Origin of the sequence: Rugamonas rivuli, from assembly GCF_009380165.1 — a bacterium.
GTDB lineage: Bacteria > Pseudomonadota > Gammaproteobacteria > Burkholderiales > Burkholderiaceae_D > Rugamonas > Rugamonas rivuli.
The window spans coordinates 132,301-147,778 of sequence record NZ_WHUF01000002.1 but is presented as its reverse complement, the minus strand read 5'-3'; the positions used below and the strand labels follow the sequence as shown (position 1 = coordinate 147,778).

The 15,478-nt window shown below is 64.7% G+C and carries 13 protein-coding genes; 6 read left to right on the top strand and 7 right to left on the bottom strand.

Going from position 1 to position 15,478, the window contains the following annotated elements; translation table 11 throughout:
* Nucleotides 1–20 precede the first annotated feature (20 nt).
* The 3 genes from GEV01_RS05845 to GEV01_RS05835 all read right to left on the bottom strand — a co-directional run bounded on the left by GEV01_RS05845 (nt 21) and on the right by GEV01_RS05835 (nt 2,016).
* Complete coding sequence (locus GEV01_RS05845; protein WP_152802569.1) at nt 21–434, bottom strand: YciI family protein; 414 nt, start codon at nt 432–434, stop codon at nt 21–23.
* 12 nt (nt 435–446) lie between these two features.
* Nucleotides 447–920 (bottom strand): VOC family protein, encoded by a 474-nt coding sequence (locus GEV01_RS05840; protein WP_152802567.1) that lies wholly within the window; start codon nt 918–920, stop codon nt 447–449.
* A gap of 157 nt (nt 921–1,077) precedes the next feature.
* Entirely contained in the window at nt 1,078–2,016 is a 939-nt protein-coding gene (locus tag GEV01_RS05835; protein ID WP_152802565.1) for an alpha/beta fold hydrolase, read from the bottom strand.
* A gap of 93 nt (nt 2,017–2,109) precedes the next feature.
* Between GEV01_RS05835 and GEV01_RS05830 the strand changes: the two genes are divergently transcribed.
* Nucleotides 2,110–2,925 carry a substrate-binding periplasmic protein gene (locus tag GEV01_RS05830; RefSeq protein WP_152802563.1) on the top strand — a complete coding sequence of 272 codons (816 nt, stop codon included), beginning with the start codon at nt 2,110–2,112 and terminating at the stop codon, nt 2,923–2,925.
* Here GEV01_RS05830 and GEV01_RS05825 read toward each other — a convergent pair.
* Both GEV01_RS05825 and GEV01_RS05820 read right to left on the bottom strand, forming a co-directional pair.
* The gene (locus tag GEV01_RS05825; RefSeq protein WP_152802561.1) at nt 2,922–3,506 is read right to left on the bottom strand and encodes a cohesin domain-containing protein; all 585 of its coding nucleotides are present in this window, start codon (nt 3,504–3,506) and stop codon (nt 2,922–2,924) included. The two genes, GEV01_RS05830 and GEV01_RS05825, sit on opposite strands and share 4 nt — an antisense overlap.
* A 75-nt stretch (nt 3,507–3,581) precedes the next feature.
* On the bottom strand, nt 3,582–6,494 hold the full coding sequence (locus GEV01_RS05820) for a M12 family metallo-peptidase (RefSeq protein ID WP_235914256.1): 2,913 nt from the start codon (nt 6,492–6,494) through the stop codon (nt 3,582–3,584).
* 490 nt (nt 6,495–6,984) lie between these two features.
* Here GEV01_RS05820 and GEV01_RS05815 point away from each other — a divergent pair, with 490 nt between their 5' ends.
* Nucleotides 6,985–8,376, top strand: coding sequence for an MFS transporter (locus GEV01_RS05815; RefSeq protein ID WP_175022952.1), 1,392 nt, complete (start codon nt 6,985–6,987; stop codon nt 8,374–8,376).
* Here the strand turns inward: GEV01_RS05815 and GEV01_RS05810 are convergent.
* The gene (locus GEV01_RS05810; RefSeq protein WP_152802554.1) at nt 8,348–9,250 is read right to left on the bottom strand and encodes a LysR family transcriptional regulator; all 903 of its coding nucleotides are present in this window, start codon (nt 9,248–9,250) and stop codon (nt 8,348–8,350) included. The genes GEV01_RS05815 and GEV01_RS05810 overlap by 29 nt on opposite strands.
* A 179-nt stretch (nt 9,251–9,429) precedes the next feature.
* Between GEV01_RS05810 and mutS the strand changes: the two genes are divergently transcribed.
* Complete coding sequence (mutS, locus tag GEV01_RS05805) at nt 9,430–12,120, top strand: DNA mismatch repair protein MutS (RefSeq protein WP_152802552.1); 2,691 nt, start codon at nt 9,430–9,432, stop codon at nt 12,118–12,120.
* Nucleotides 12,117–13,088: a hypothetical protein gene (locus tag GEV01_RS05800; RefSeq protein WP_152802550.1), complete on the top strand. Its 972-nt coding sequence runs from the start codon at nt 12,117–12,119 to the stop codon at nt 13,086–13,088. Before mutS ends, GEV01_RS05800 begins: the two co-directional genes overlap by 4 nt.
* 12 nt (nt 13,089–13,100) lie before the next feature.
* Here the strand turns inward: GEV01_RS05800 and GEV01_RS05795 are convergent, their stop codons facing one another.
* On the bottom strand, nt 13,101–13,643 hold the full coding sequence (locus GEV01_RS05795) for an FKBP-type peptidyl-prolyl cis-trans isomerase (protein WP_008451059.1): 543 nt from the start codon (nt 13,641–13,643) through the stop codon (nt 13,101–13,103).
* Nucleotides 13,644–13,746: 103 nt separating this feature from the next.
* Between GEV01_RS05795 and GEV01_RS05790 the strand changes: the two genes are divergently transcribed.
* Both GEV01_RS05790 and GEV01_RS05785 read left to right on the top strand, forming a co-directional pair.
* Nucleotides 13,747–14,868: a cupin domain-containing protein gene (locus tag GEV01_RS05790; RefSeq protein WP_152802548.1), complete on the top strand. Its 1,122-nt coding sequence runs from the start codon at nt 13,747–13,749 to the stop codon at nt 14,866–14,868.
* Between the two features lie 16 nt (nt 14,869–14,884).
* On the top strand, nt 14,885–15,361 hold the full coding sequence (locus GEV01_RS05785; protein WP_152802546.1) for a DUF7931 domain-containing protein: 477 nt from the start codon (nt 14,885–14,887) through the stop codon (nt 15,359–15,361).
* Nucleotides 15,362–15,478 lie beyond the last annotated feature (117 nt).

The window sequence follows — 15,478 nt, the reverse complement described above, 5'->3', positions numbered from 1 at the left end:
TTTCCGCTAAGGTAGCAGCATCACAGGCGGGCGCGCAAGGCTTCTTCCTGCGCGACCAGCTCCGGCGTGGCGACCTCGCCGAAATCCTCCATCTCGAACACCTGGCGGATTTCGATTTCCGACGGCACGTCGAACGGATTCGGGCAGCGCTTCATCCACTCGATGGCCTCTTCCTTGGACTTCACCTGCAGCAGCCAGAAGCCGGCGATCAGCTCCTTGGTTTCGGCGAACGGACCGTCGGTGACGGTGCGCGTGGCGCCGTCGTAGCGGATGCGCGCGCCCTTGGAGCTGGGATGCACGCCCTCGCCGGCCAGCAGCACGCCGGCGCTGACCAGCTCTTCGTTGAACTTGCCCATCGCCGTCAGCAGCTCGGTGCTCGGCATCTTGCCGGCCTCGGAATCCTCGGTGGCTTTAACGATAATCATGAAGCGCATGTCATTCTCCCCTTAGCCGCAGTTAGGCATTTGCTGTTTCATGGCTTCGCCCATTTCTTCCGGCGTCATGTCCTTGACGTGGGTGGCGATCGACCAGACGTGGCCGAACGGATCCGTGACCTGGCCGTAGCGGTCGCCCCAGAACATGTCGGCCGGCGGCATCCTGGCGGTGGCGCCGGCGTCGATCGCCTGGGCGTAGGTGGCGTCGGCATCGGGCACGTAGATGTGCAGCGTCACCGGGCTGCCCTTGAGCTTGAGGGGGCCGAGGTTGCCGAAGTCGGGGAACTCGTCCACCAGCATGACCTGAGAATCGCCGATGCGCACGGCGGCGTGCATGATCTTGCCGTCGGGGCCGCCCATGCGCGCGGTCTCGACGGCGCTGAAGGCTTTTTTGTAGAACTCGATGGCCGCCGCCGCGCCGTCAACCACCAGATGCGGGGTGACGCTGTGCATGCCTTGAGGGATAGGATCTACTTTTGCAGTCATGGTGCTCTCCTTGAAGTGTGGGTTGAACCGAGTGAAACGCTCACTCTACCTCCACGACGAAGCAGCACGAACCAAATCGACAGACTTTTTAAAATATTTTTTAATTTTTTTATTGCCGGCATCGCGCGCCGGCCCGGAGGCCGGCGCGACAGATGGATTACTGGTCGATGAAGCCCACGATGGCCGGCACCACTTGCTCCGGCGCTTCGTCGATCAGCCAGTGGCCCGAGCCCTGGACGATCACGCTCTTCACATTGGTGGCCACGGTGCCGACCTGCTTGCCGAGGAATTCGCCGGCCGAGTACTGGCCGGCCAGCGTCAGCACCGGCATGGTCAGCTTGGTCTGCGACAGCGGGCCGAAGTCGGCGGCGTCGCGTTCGAAGTCACTGAAGTAGGCGAAGCCGGCGCGCATGCCGCCCGGCTGGGCATAGGCCGCGGTGTACAGCTTGCGGTCCGCTTCCTTGACCGACTTGGTTTTATCGGCCGAGAAGTCGTTCCAGAAGTGTTCGAAGTAAATGCGTTCGCGGCCCTTCACCAGCGCCAGCGGCGTTTCGCCGTAGAAGTGGAAGTGCCACACGGCCTTGGCCGGGAAGGCGTTGCGCCAGTCGCCGACGCCCGGGATGAAGGCGTCCATCAACACCAGCTTGCTGGTGTCGGCCGGGAACTGGGCGGCGTAGCCGTAGGCCACCATCAGGCCGATGTCGTGGCCGACCACGGCGGCGGGCTCCTTGCTGATGCCTTTGACCAGTTCATGGATGTCGGTGGCCATGGTTTTCTTGTCGTAGCCGCTCTCCGGTTTTTCCGAACCGCCGGCGCCGCGCAGGTCGGGCACGATGACGGTGTGGCGCTTGACCAGTTCGGCCATCGCGGGCGTCCACATATGGCCGGTCTGGCCGTAGCCGTGCAGCAGCACGACCGGGCTGCCCTGGCCGCCGATCTTGTAGTGCAGCTTGACGCCGTTGACTTGCGCGTATTTGTCGGTGAACCCGGCGACCTTGACGTCGATCGGGGCGGCGGCTGCGGCGGCCAGGCCGGTGCTCAAAACCAGTGCGGCGGCAAGCATGGTGCGGCGAAGAATCGTGGTGCTGGTGTTCATGTTAGGCTCCTGAGTGGGTGGGTAGTGCAATCACTATATGATTTAAATTCATGGCTATCAATCAGCCAAAAGGCAAGTGATCATTCATAATTCATGAACCTCAGACGCCCTTTCATCACCTCACTACTTGTTCTGCTGAGCGCCGGAGCAGATGCCTGCGTGCTGCGCATCGGCTACACCTCGCAAAACGCCCCGCCCTATTTCATCGGCACGGATACGATCCCGGCGGCGCCCGGCGCCACCGTCGACCTGCTGAACGAAATGGCTGCGGCGGCGGGCTGCAAGACCGAACTGGTGCGCCTGCCGACCGCGCGCCTGCTGCTGGCGGTGAACGCCGGCCAGATCGACGCCACCGCGCTGGCGTCGCCGCCGGCCGGCCTGCCGTCCGTGGTCTATCCACGCGGCGCCGACGGCAAGCCCGATCCGATGCGCGGCCTGCAGCACTACACGGTGATCATCGTGCGCGCGGCCGACCGGGCGGCGGCCGAGCGCGACCTGCCCGGCTTCCTGCACAAGCGGCGGGTGGGCGTCACGCACGGCGTCTCGTTTGCCGGCGATCTGCGCGCGGCCGGCCTGGCCGTGGACGACGGCGCCGCCGACGCGCGCCGCAATTTCGACAAGCTCAAGCGCCACCGCGTCGACGCCGTCGCCATGTCGCTGAACGTGCCCGGCGATATGGACGAGGTGCTGGCGCGCGAATACGGCAAGGATCTGGTGCGGCTGGAACAGCTGTGGAGTTCGCACTCGCTGTGGTTGATGGTCAACAAGGATTACTACGGCTCGCACGGCGCGGCCGTGGAAGAGATGTGGAACTGGATGGGCAGCAAGGGCCGCAAGCGCCTGCCGGTACTGCTGAAGAAGTATGAAGCGCTGCCGCCGCAGGGTAGCGGCAGCGCTGCGCGGCCTTAGCCCGCGCGACGGCGGCGCAATGCCGCCAGGCCGATCAGGCCGACACCCATCATCAGATAGGTTTCAGGTTCCGGCACGGCGGTCGTCACCAGCGTCAGCGCGCCGTATTGCGGTGCGATGTCGTTGCCGGCGAAATTGAAGAAGCCGACGTCGGAGAAGCCCAGGGTGCTGGTGCCGGCGCCGATCACCTTGAAGCTCAGGTGCGCCAGGCTGCCGCTGCCGCTCTCGCCTGGCACGGCGCCGAATTTCGCGCCGTACACATAGGACACCAGTCCCGGCGTGCCGTTCAGGTCGACCACGCCGAAGTCGGTGGCGCCGCCGCCCGTGCCCAGGAAGCTGCCCTCGCTCGCGCCCGTCACTTGCAGGTAGGACGGGTTAAACACCAGCGAGAAATTGTAGCTGTACAAATCCGTCACGTCGGCGATGCGGATGTCCAGGTCGATGGTCGAGCCGACCACGCCGGTCGATGGCGTGGCGACGATGCTCAGCGACGGATCGGCGGCGTAGGCCGACGGTGCGGCGAAAGCGGCGGCCAGCAGCGCGGCACCGGCCTGGTATTTCCATTTATTCAAACTCAACATATTCATTTTCCTTTGCCCATCGGGCTTAGATTCGGCATCGGCGCCGCCATCAAGCGGCGCCGACAGCAGGTAGGCTTACAGACGGCAACCGCCGGCGATGCGTTGCGACACGACCGCCAGGTCGCGTGCATCCACCAGGCCGTCCTTGTTCAGATCGGCGCGGACATCGAAGCCGGCCTGGCCGGTGCGCTTGCCCAGCGACGCCTTGACGATGGCATAGTCGTCGCAATTGACGGCGCCGTCGGCATTGATGTCGCCCACCAGGCGGATCGTGAAGTCAGCGTTCGACACATCGAAGAAGATGTTGCCGACCGCTTCCACCTTGACGCGCGCCGTGGTGCTGGCCACCAGCGGCAGCGTGACCGACTTGCTGCCGTTGTTGGCGGTGCTTTCCGCCAGCGTGTACGGGTAGGTGTTGCCGCCGTCGGTGGACAGCGTGATCTTCACGTTGGCGGTGTTCACCGGTGCGACGTCGGTGTTGGCCACGGACCAGGTCACGGTCTGGGTCGAACCGGCATCCACCGAGACTGCGCTGTTCGGCGACGTCACCAGGAAGGGACCGGCGCTCGGAGCCAGGGTCAGCTTGGTGCTGGCGTTGCCCACGCCGCCACGGCCGTCGCGCACCGTCAGGCGGAAGTTCAGCGCGGCCGGATTGGCGTTGGCGTTGTAGCCCACGTAGGCGGCGGTCGGCAGGTATTCCGAGAAGCACGCAATGTCGGCGGCGGTTGGCGTCGCGGCGGCGGTCGGGCAAACACCGGTTTCAGCATTGGTGTTGTTGACCAGGATCTGCGCCAGGTCCGGGAACACGCGGGTCGGATTGGTGGTGACGTGGTTTTCGCCCGGCGAACCATACTTGATGGTGTCGGCGTTGCTGACCACGGCCTGTACGCCGAACTGGCGGAACAGCGGACCGTCGACCTTGCTGTTGCTGATCAAGCCGGTGCCGTTGGCGGAGGCGCGGTCGTTCTGCTCCCACAAGTAGGTCAGGGTGTCGCCTTCGCCATCGGTGGCGCTGCCGGTCAATGCGAACGGCGTGCGCACCGGAATGGTGTAGCCGGCCGGCACGCTGACGACCGGCGTGGTATTGCCGGTGAACGACAGCGAACCGCGACGGGTGGTGGCGCCGCCGACGGCGATCTCGCCGACATAGCCGCTGCAACCGCCGCTGCAAGCCACCACCTGCAGCACGTCGGCCGGGGTGCCGGCCAGCGTGCCGCCGAAGGTGATCGTTGCGCCGGTGGCGCTCAGCGAGCTGACGGTGACGGTGGCGCCCGCAGGCCAGCCGCTGATGGCCTGGATCGCCGCCTTGACGCCGGCCGTGGTGTAGTTGGTGCCGTTGATGATGGCCGGCGTATCGTTGCCGTTGTAGCGCAGCTTGAACTGCTGGGTGCCGCCGAAGTTGGTCAACGCCAGCTGCTGCACTTCGTTGAGCGTGCTTTCGGCGCCCGAGGTGTAGGTGACGATCTCATCGAAGCTGCGTTGCGACCAATAGGCATCGCTGTGGGTTTGCAGGTTGTCGGTGCCGCAAATGCCGGCGTAGGCCATGATCGACGAGCCGCTGCCGGGTTCCACCGAGGTGCCGGCGTTGCGGTTGCCGCCCGAGCAATTGCTGATCACGCCGTTGAAGGTGTGGTTGCCGGCAAACTGGTGGCCCAGTTCGTGCGCCACATAATCGACCGCGTAGAAGTCGCCGACCGGGGTGGGAATGCCGGTGCAACCCTGCGCCTTGCTGTTGCCGCCGACCACGCCCAGGCTGGCGATGCCGCCGCCGTTCAGGCCCAGTGCGATGTGGCCGACATCGAAGTTGCGGGCGCCGGCCAGCAAGCCGGCGACGATGCGGTTACGGGTCAGCGTGCTGCTGCCGCAGCTGGACGACTGGCTGGCGGTGAAGCAGGCGGCGGCGCCGCATGGGCCGTTGGCGCCGGTCATCTGCGCGGCGGTGTCCAGGTTCAGCGCGTCGGTGGCGTTGATCAGCACCAGGCGGATCGCGGTCTCGTCTTCATAGACCTGGGTCACGCGGTTGATCAGCGTGACCTTGGCCGCCGTGACATTGGCCGAGCCGCCGAAATAGGTTGCGTAGGATGGGTCCGTTACCAGCGCCAGGCGATAGGTGCGCAGCTGGTTGCCGGAGGCGGGCGCGGCCGCGGCCAGATCGTCCACCACGTGGTAGGCCACGGTGCTGGACGACGTGCCGTCGCTGGCGACGACTTCGTAGGCGCCGGTGTTGCGCGATGGATCGGCCACCAGCGTGGTGTTGATCACGCCTTCCGCGTCGGCGGTGACAACCACGCTCTGGCGGCTGCCGGTGTCGCCTTCGTTGCGCACCGAAACCGTCACCGAAGCGCCCGGCGTGAAGCCGGCGCCGCGCACCTGGACCTTGTCGTCGGCGTGGTAGAAGCCCTGCGACACGGCGATCTGCGCCTCGGTCAGCGGTGCTTCGCGCAAGGCGCCGTGGGCGTTCGCCAGGTCGCGGCTGTGATAGCTGTTGTAGACGCTGTCGTCCAGCGCGGTTTGCGGATCGACATACCAGGCGCCCTTCGGCGTGCGCACCGAAGCGTGCAGGCCCAGCGGCGTGATGTCCATGCGCAGGCTGGCGTTCGGGTCATCGATGCCCTTGCCGGCGTAGGTCTTGATTTCAGGGTGCTTGGCGGCGAGGCCGGCTTCCATGATAGGCGAATCGACGATGGCGAAGCGCTGGTAGCCGCCGTCCGGGTGCGGCAGGGAAATGATCAGCGGGCTGACGGCGGCGGCCTCGGTGCGCTCCAGCGGCGCCGACTGGGCCAGCTTCTTCAGGCCGTTGCGGTTCAGGCTGGCGGCGTGGAAGCGGCGCGGCCCGGTGGTGCCGGCGGCTTGCGCGGTGCGGCCGCCGGCCGGGCCGACGTCTTGCCAGAAGTCGCCGGTAGGCTGGCTCTGGGCTGACGCCTCTGCGGCGATGACGGCGGCGGAGCCGGAGACGGTCCAGCCCAGTGCCATGAAAGCGAATAACATGCGTCCAGCGGTAGGACGCAGCGTTGCCCTGGCCTTTTTGAGGCGGGGAGTCGATGACGGATTCACTGAAAGTTTCATGCCTGCTATACCCTTAATTTTATTGTTGATCCGAAAGGTCCGTTTTCCCTGTGCAGCAAGAACAAATATGCTCGACGAAACAGGCATGCGTTGCGAACAAGACATGCAAAAGTTTCAACTTAAGTATTACTTACTTAATTTATTGTCACAACAGTTGCGCCGGATTTTTTTGCCGCGTCGTGGAAATCTGAGCATTTCAGCCACAAACACAAAAAACCACTGTTGTCTTTAATACACAGCTCCGGTTTATATTGTTCGCAGGCAAGCACAAAACGAAAGCAGACGGCCGGCGCGCCTTCGTTTGTTCAGCGCCGCTTGAAAGTGTTTTCAGAGATGAATTCTTTACCGCACGATGGTTGGGAAACTAGCATGGCCTCCTGCTACCCAGCCTCACGCAACAGGAGAACTCACCATGTCCATTCGAACCGGCAAGCAACTCGCGCTGCTGTCATCCTGCCTCGCCTTCGTCATCGTCATACTCGACGTCAGCGTGGTCAACGTCGCCCTGCGCAGCCTGCGCGTCGAATTCGCGGGCACCATCGCGCATCTCGAATGGGTGGTCAGCGGCTATACGCTGACCTTCGCCGCCTTCCTGCTGACGGCAGGCGCGCTGGGCGACCGTTTCGGCCCCAGGAAAGTCTTCATCCTCGGCTTCGTGCTGTTTGCGCTGGCTTCCTTGCTGTGCGGCCTCGCCGGCAGCCTGACGGCGCTGATCGCCTGCCGGCTGTTGCAGGGACTGGGCGCGGCGCTGGTGGTGCCGGCCTCGCTGGCCATCGTCAACCAGACCTTCCCGGAAAAGAACGCACGCAGCCGGGCGATCGGCCTGTGGGCCGCGTCGGGCGGCATGGCGCTGGCGCTCGGCCCGGTGTTCGGCGGCGCGCTCATTTCATTGACGGGATGGCGCGCCATTTTCTTTGTCAACGTGCCCATCGCGCTGCTTGGCAGCCTCATCGCCTGGCGCTGCGTGCAGGACGCCGCCAGCACGGCCGGCCGCGTGGTCGATATTCCGGGACAGATGCTGGCCGCCCTGGCGCTGGGCGGCTTCACGCTGGCCTTGATACAGGTGAACGCGTCCGGCCTGCACTCGCCGGCGGTGGTCGGCGGCATGATGGTGTTCCTGCTGTCCGGCGCAGCGTTCGTCGCGATCGAAAAACACATGGCCCACCCCATGCTGCCGCTGCACCTGTTCGGCAACCGCCATTTCGCCGCATCGTCGCTGATCGGCGTCCTGGTCAATTTCGCGTTCTACGGATTGATCTTCCTGTTCAGCCTGTTCTTCCAGTATGCGTGGGCCTACACGCCGCTCGACACCGGCCTGGCGTTCCTGCCGATGACCGGCTCCATCATGGCCGCCAACCTGTTGTGCGGAAAACTGATGGTCAAGCATGGCTACCGGACGGTGCTCACCTGCGGCATCGCCCTGGCCGCGCTGGGCTACCTGTCGATGCTGCCGTTTGTCGGCGATGGCCGTTATGCCGATATCGGCATCCAGTTCATCGTGGCCGGAGTGGGCATCGGACTGGCGGTGCCGGCGATGACCAATGCGATGGTGTCGTCGACCGAGCAGCGCTACATCGGCGTCGCCTCCGGCGTGCTCAACGCATCGCGCCAGATCGGCGGCCTGATCGGCGTCGCCGCGATGGGTTTGATCGTCGGCGACGTCACGGCGGAACGCTTCGCCGGCGGCATGGCTCCCGCGCTGCTGTGGTCGATTTCCGCGCTGGCCATCGGCGGCCTGGTCGGCTTTTTGGGCTTGAGAAAATTCGAGCCTGCCGTTACGCAAACTCGTCTAGCAGGAAGTTGATGAAGGCTTTCAGCTTCGACGGCATGAAGTCCATTTTCCGGTAGACCAGATGCATGGCCCGATCGGGCAGGCGGTAGTCCGGCAGCAGGCGCACCAGCTGGCCGCTTTGCAGCCACGGCTGCGCCAGGATTTCCGGCAGCACCGCAATTCCCGCGCCTTGCAATACCAACGCGCACACGCCCTGCGCATCGTTCACCTGCATCTTGAAGGGCACGTTCACCTGATGCGTCGCGTCGTCGGCGCCGATGAATGCCCACGTCGTCTGCAGGCGGTTCCAGACGGTCTTGTGGTCGAAGTAGGTGGCGATGCACTGATGCCGGACCAGGTCGTCGGGCGTCGACGGCGGCGGGTTGACTGCCAGGTAGTCCGGCGACGCGCACAGCACCACGCCATACGGGCGCAATGGCCGCGCCACCAGGCTCGAATCGGGCAAGGGCCCGAGGCGGATGGCGGCGTCGTAGTCGGTCTTGCTCATATCGACGATGTCGTCGCTGATGGAGACGTCGATGCGTATCCGGGGCTGCTGCGCGTAGAACGCGTTCAGGCGCGGCAGCAGCGCGACGACGCCGAAAGTGCGCGGCGCGGTCAGGTTCAGCGTACCTTCGGGATTGCCGGTGAAGTTGGCGGCGAGCTCGCCGCTCTCCTTGATCATCGCCAGCACGTTCAGGCAGATGCCGTAATAGTAGGTGCCGAAATCGGTGACCGACAGCGCGCGGGTGGTGCGAACGACCAGCGCGGTTCCCAGGTCGTCTTCAAGATATTTGAGGTAATTGCTCACCATCGCAACGGAAAGATTGGAGTTCTGCGCTGCGACCGTCAGGCTCTTCTTGTCCACGACCCGGACGAAAACCTGCATCGCCTTCAATTTATCCATTGCTGCATGCCTTCTTTTCCGGTTACTTTTTATGCAATCTTACACCGCAAGCGGGAATGAAGTCTTCCGCGTTCGGTTCTTTGGGAGTGCGCGCCCGAAAGCGGTAGAATGACGGGTTACGCGCCGGGGCCGTTTTCGCCCCAGCAAAACCAGACTCACGCACCGCCGAAAAAGAACCAATGACCACCGTCCCGACCGAAATCAACGCCGCCGCCGTCAAGAACAGCCCCACCGAAAAAGTCACCCCGATGATGCAGCAGTACCTGAGCATCAAGGCCGAGTACCCGGACATGCTAGTGTTCTACCGCATGGGCGATTTCTATGAGCTGTTCCACTCGGATGCGGAAAAGGCGGCGCGCGTGCTGGGCATTACGCTGACCGCGCGCGGCAGCTCGGGCGGCCAGCCGATCAAGATGTGCGGCGTGCCTTTCCATTCGCTCGAAGGCTATCTGGCCAAGCTGGTCAAGATCGGCGAGTCGTGCGCGATCTGCGAGCAGATCGGCGACCCGGCCACCAGCAAGGGCCCGGTCGAACGCAAGGTGATGCGCGTAGTCACGCCGGGCACGCTGACCGACGCCGACCTGCTGCCGGAAAAGGCCGAACGTCCGCTGCTGGCGATGTGCATCATCAGCCAGCGCAAAGTCGCCACGGCCGGACTGGCGTGGCTGTCGCTGGCTTCCGGCGCGCTGAAGCTGATGGAATTCTCCGGCGACACCCGCACCGTCACCGCCCGCATGCAGCAGGAGCTGGAGCGCATCGCGCCGGCCGAGGTGCTGCGCGGCGATAACGCCGACCTGTTCGAGGAAACCCTGAGCTGCCACGTCAACCGCGTGCCCGACTGGCACTTCGACGTCGTCGGCGGCCACAAGGCGCTGCTCGACCAGCTGAGCGTGGCGACGCTGACCGGCTTCGGCGCGGACGGCCTGGGCGCGGCGTTCGGCGCGGCCGGCGCGCTGCTGCGCTACGCCCAGTCGACGCAGGGACGCGGCCTGCAACACGTGCGCTCGCTGACCACCGAAACCGAAAACGAATTCATCGGCCTCGATGCTGCCACCCGCCGCAACCTGGAACTGACCGAAACCATACGCGGCCAGGAATCCCCTACCCTGTTCTCGCTGCTGGACCACTGCCGCACCGCGATGGGTTCGCGCCTGCTGCGCCACTGGCTGCACCACGCGCGCCGCGACCAGGCCATCGCCCGCTCGCGCCACGAAGCCATCGCCGCGCTGGGCCAGGCCGACGCCACCGGCACGCTGTCGCACACGCTGGCGCAGGTGCCGGATATCGAACGCATCACCACCCGCATCGCGCTGCTGTCGGCACGCCCGCGCGACCTGGCCAGCCTGCGCGACGGCGTGCAGCAACTGCCGGCCCTGCGCCACGCGATGCAGCGCGCGCTGACCGACACCGACGGCCTGCTGGCCGCGATCCACGCCGACATGGCCACGCCCGAGGCCTGCCTCGATCTGCTGCAACGCGCGGTGGCGCTGGAGCCGGCGGCGATGGTGCGCGACGGCGGCGTCTTCGCACGCGGCTTCGACGCGGAACTCGATGAGCTGCGCGCGCTGTCCGAAAACGCCGGCCAGTTCCTGGTCGACCTGGAGACGCGCGAACGCGCCCGCACCGGCATCGCCAACCTGCGCGTGGAGTACAACAAGGTGCACGGCTTCTACATCGAAGTCACGCACGGCCAGACCACCAAGGTGCCGGACGACTACCGCCGCCGCCAGACGCTGAAGAACGCCGAGCGTTACATCACGCCGGAACTGAAGGCCTTCGAAGACAAGGCCTTGTCGGCGCAGGACAAAGCGCTGGCGCGCGAGAAGATGCTGTACGACCAGCTGCTGGCCGACCTGGCGCCGTTCATCGGCACCCTGCAGACGATCTCGAAGGCGCTGGCCCAGCTGGACGCCCTGACCTCGCTGACCGACCACGCGCTGCGCCACAACTGGTGCGCGCCGCAGCTGGTGGATACGCCGTGTATCAACATCGCCGAAGGCCGCCATCCGGTGGTGGAGAACCAGATCGAACGCTTCATCGCCAACGATTGCCGCTTCGTCGAAGACCGCCGCCTGCTGCTGATCACCGGCCCTAACATGGGCGGTAAATCGACCTTCATGCGCCAGGTGGCGCTGATCACGCTGCTGGCCTACGTGGGCAGCTACGTGCCGGCCACCAGCGCGACCATCGGCCCGATCGACCGCATCTTCACCCGCATCGGCGCCACCGACGACCTGGCCGGCGGCCGCTCGACCTTCATGGTGGAGATGACCGAATCGGCGGCGATCCTGAACGGCGCCACCGAGCATTCGCTGGTGCTGATGGATGAAGTGGGCCGCGGCACCTCGACCTTCGACGGCCTGGCGCTGGCGTGGGCGATCGCGCGCCACCTGATCGACACCAGCCGCAGCTTCTCGCTGTTCGCCACCCACTACTTCGAACTGACGCAGCTGCCGGAGAGCCATCCGACGGCGGCCAACGTCCACCTGTCGGCGGTCGAGCACAAGGACAGCATCGTGTTCCTGCACGCGGTGCAGGACGGGCCGGCATCGCAAAGCTACGGCTTGCAGGTGGCGCAGCTGGCCGGCGTGCCGCAGCCGGTGATCAAGGCCGCGCGCAAGCACCTGGCCCGCCTGGAAGCGCAGGCGCTGGACGCCACGCCGCAGCTGGACCTGTTCGCCGCGCCGACCGCCGATGCCGACGACGAGGAACTCGCAGCACCGGCGCACAGCGCGCCCGCCGCCACCAGCCCGGCGATGCGCGAACTGTTCGATGCGCTCGACGATCTCGATCCGGATGCGCTGACGCCGCGCGAAGCGCTGGAGCGTCTGTACCAACTCAAGCGCCTGACGGAGACGGCCCAGGCATGATGCGGCAGCGCGCCCACGGTTTTGCCATGGCCGTTGGCCTGTCGGCGCTGACTGCGCTGGCGGCGCTGACGGCCGGCCCGGCGCAGGCCGTGCAGCCGGCGATGCGCGGCTTCCAGTTCGGCGTGATCGGCCACTCGTTCAAGAGCGGGCCGGATGAATCGGTGCTCAAGCGCGCCATCGCCGACGCCACGCTGATCGCGCCCGCCTTCATCGTCGCCACCGGCATCAAGGCCAGCACCGAGCCTTGCAGCGACAGGCTGTATGCCCAGCGCCGCGCGCTGCTCAACGATGCGGCGCCGCCGATGATCGTATCGCTGGCCGGCAGCGACTGGAGCGCGTGCGTCAATTCCATCGGCCGCTCGAACGCCATCGAACGCCTGAACCGCCTGCGCGAACTGTTCTACGCCGACGGCGAATCGCTGGGCGAACGCCGCCTGCCGATGACGCGTTTGTCGGCCAGCGCCAAGTTCCGCAGCTATGCCGAGAACGCGCACTGGGAATACGGCAAGGTGCTGTTCGCCACCATCAACCTGCCGGCCAATAACAACCACTTCCGCGCCGAGGCGGGCCGCAACAGCGAGTACGAAGACCGCCTGGTGGCCAACCGCGCCTGGCTGCACCGCCTGTTCACGCTGGCGGAGCGGCAGAAGATGCAGGGACTGGTGCTGTTCTCGGACGGCGATGTCGGCGTGCAGGCGGAGCAAGGCTTCTCGCTGCTGCCGAGTTTTCAATCGAAACAGGATGGCTTCGCCGAACCGCGCCGGCAGATACGGGCGATGGCGGAAAAATTCAAAGGGAAGGTGCTGCTGGTCGATACGCAGAGCGGCGCGGGGACCGAACCGGCCATCGTCTGGCGTGGCAATGTGGGACATCTGAGCCTGGCCGCCGAATGGGCCGAGGTGCGCGTCGCACCCGGCACCGCCGCCCTGTTCACGCTCAAAGGCGGCAGCGCCGAGGCGACGCCTTAATTCACTTGCTGCTTAGTGAATCGGGTGGATGGCGACGTGATCGCCGTCTTCGCCTTCGTCGTCCTCGTCACCGTGGTGGTGGCCGTGGGCGCCGTGCACGTGGCCGTGGGCGATTTCTTCTTCCGAGGCTTCACGCACATCGGCAACGCTCAGCGAGAAACGCAGCGCCATGCCGGCCAGCGGGTGATTGCCGTCCAGGACCACTTTGTCGTCAGCGATATCGGTGACGGTGAAGATCATCGCTTCTTCGCCATCGTCGCCGTCCGGCATGCCTTCGAACTGCATGCCCACTTCCAGCGGCTCCGGCAGGCGGTTGCGCGGCTCGACCTTGACCAGCGTGGCGTCGTAGTCGCCGAACGCATCTTCCGGCTCGATCTGGATGATCGACGAATAGCCGACTTCCTTGCCGTCCAGCTCTTCTTCAATTTTAGGCAGCGTGTTCTCGTAGCCGCCGTGCAGGTAAACCATAGGCTGACGGCCGTCTTCGATCAGATTGTCCTGGGCATCGGACAGCTTGTAATTCACAGTCACGACCGTGTTCTTGGCAATCTTCATTTTGTAATTCCTTTCTGTATATAAGCCCCGGAATTATACCTTGGATCGCCTGCCGGACCGCCGCCAGCCCGACAATCGGCGCGGCGATGGTTATAATGAGCGCATGAAAAAATTACCTCTCCTCGGCGATATCACGCCGGCGCAGTTCCTGCGCGACTACTGGCACAAGAAGCCCCTGCTGATCCGCAACGCCATCCCCGGATTCAAGCCTTTGCTGAGCATGGAGGCACTGACCAAGCTGGCCTCGACCAACCACGCGGAATCGCGCCTGGTGACCAACGTCGACGGCCAGTGGAATATGCAGCACGGCCCGCTGGAAAGCCTGCCGCCGATGGACCAGCAGGAATGGACCATGCTGGTCCAGGGCGTCAATCTGTTCGACGCCAAGGCCGACGCGCTGCTGCGCCAGTTCCGCTTCATTCCCGATGCCCGCCTGGACGACCTGATGGTCAGCTTCGCCACCGATGGCGGCGGCGTCGGTCCGCACTTCGATTCCTACGATGTGTTCCTGCTGCAGGCCCAGGGCCAGCGCCGCTGGAGCATCGGCCCGCAGAAGGATTTGACGCTGGTCGAAGGCCTGCCGCTGAAAATCCTGGCCAACTTCAAGCCGAACGAAGAGTTCGTGCTGAACCCGGGCGACATGCTGTACCTGCCGCCGCACTACGCGCACGACGGCATCGCCATCGGCGATTGCCAGACCTACTCGATCGGCTTCCGTTCGCCGTCCTACCAGGAGCTGGGCGAGGCCTTCCTGCAATTCATGGCCGACTCGATCGACCTGCCGGGCCGCTACGGCGATCCGGAGCTGGAGGCGACCGCCAAGCCGGCGGAAATCCCGCGCCACATGCTGAACACGATCGCCGAGGAAATCAACAAGGTCAGCTTCACCGAGGAAGACATCACCATCTTCCTGGGCGAGTACATGTCCGAGCCTAAGCACAATGTGTTCTTCACCGGCCCGGCCAAGCCGCTGACGTTCGGCAAGTTCGGCGAAAGCGCGGCCAAAAAAGGCTTGTCGCTGTCGCGCAAGACGCAAATGCTGTACCGCGGCAAACATGTGTTCATCAACGGCGAATCGTTCGGCGTCAGCCGCGCCGACAAGATCACGCTGGAGCTGCTGGCCAACAACCGCGCACTGACCGGCGCCGAGCTGGGCCAGGCGTCGGACGACGTTATGGACGCGTTATACACTTGGTATCAGGACGGCTGGATCGAGTTGGGCTAACCACGGGGGAAGCAGCATGGAACGGCAGAGTTTTCCATTCACCACCAGGGCGGAATTTCTCCAGCACCTGTCCAGCTGCATCGCCCGCGCCGAGCATACGCTGACCATGTTCGACCCGGATTTCCACGTCTGGGAACTGGGCGCCAGCTCCACCGACGCCCAGCTGCGGCACTACCTGAAAAACGGCGGCCGCTTGCAACTGGCGGCGCACGAGGGCCGCGCCGTCGAGCGCGACGCGCCGCGCTTCCTGCGCCTGATCAAGGACTACGGCCACCTGGTCGAAGTGCGCCGCACCAGCCAGCAATTGCGCCAGCTGACGGACTCATTCTGCATCGCCGACGACCGCCACATTGTGCGCCGCTTTCATGCCGATCATTTCCGTGGCGAAGCGGTTTTTGACGGGGCGGAAGATACCCAAACCAGTGCCGAACGTTTTATTACAATTTGGTTAGAGTCGGCGCCCGGATTGTACGCAAACTCAACTGGATTATGAGTCAGTTCAAGGTAAAATGCCGGAGTTCGATGCGAACACTGGTATTTCGTGCAAACTCTGCTAAAGTGGAGTCGAAACCGAAATGTTGCGATATCGCAAAATAGTTGTGGAAACGGC

Coding starts and splice junctions, on each gene's coding strand:
- GEV01_RS05835 (WP_152802565.1), bottom strand. CDS start 2,016: ATGAACACCAGCACCACGATTCTTCGCCGCACCATGCTTGCCGCCGCA.
- GEV01_RS05845 (WP_152802569.1), bottom strand. CDS start 434: ATGCGCTTCATGATTATCGTTAAAGCCACCGAGGATTCCGAGGCCGGC.
- GEV01_RS05820 (WP_235914256.1), bottom strand. CDS start 6,494: ATGTTATTCGCTTTCATGGCACTGGGCTGGACCGTCTCCGGCTCCGCC.
- GEV01_RS05790 (WP_152802548.1), top strand. CDS start 13,747: ATGAAAAAATTACCTCTCCTCGGCGATATCACGCCGGCGCAGTTCCTG.
- GEV01_RS05830 (WP_152802563.1), top strand. CDS start 2,110: ATGAACCTCAGACGCCCTTTCATCACCTCACTACTTGTTCTGCTGAGC.
- GEV01_RS05800 (WP_152802550.1), top strand. CDS start 12,117: ATGATGCGGCAGCGCGCCCACGGTTTTGCCATGGCCGTTGGCCTGTCG.
- GEV01_RS05815 (WP_175022952.1), top strand. CDS start 6,985: ATGTCCATTCGAACCGGCAAGCAACTCGCGCTGCTGTCATCCTGCCTC.
- GEV01_RS05795 (WP_008451059.1), bottom strand. CDS start 13,643: ATGAAGATTGCCAAGAACACGGTCGTGACTGTGAATTACAAGCTGTCC.
- GEV01_RS05840 (WP_152802567.1), bottom strand. CDS start 920: ATGACTGCAAAAGTAGATCCTATCCCTCAAGGCATGCACAGCGTCACC.
- GEV01_RS05785 (WP_152802546.1), top strand. CDS start 14,885: ATGGAACGGCAGAGTTTTCCATTCACCACCAGGGCGGAATTTCTCCAG.
- mutS (WP_152802552.1), top strand. CDS start 9,430: ATGACCACCGTCCCGACCGAAATCAACGCCGCCGCCGTCAAGAACAGC.
- GEV01_RS05810 (WP_152802554.1), bottom strand. CDS start 9,250: ATGGATAAATTGAAGGCGATGCAGGTTTTCGTCCGGGTCGTGGACAAG.
- GEV01_RS05825 (WP_152802561.1), bottom strand. CDS start 3,506: ATGTTGAGTTTGAATAAATGGAAATACCAGGCCGGTGCCGCGCTGCTG.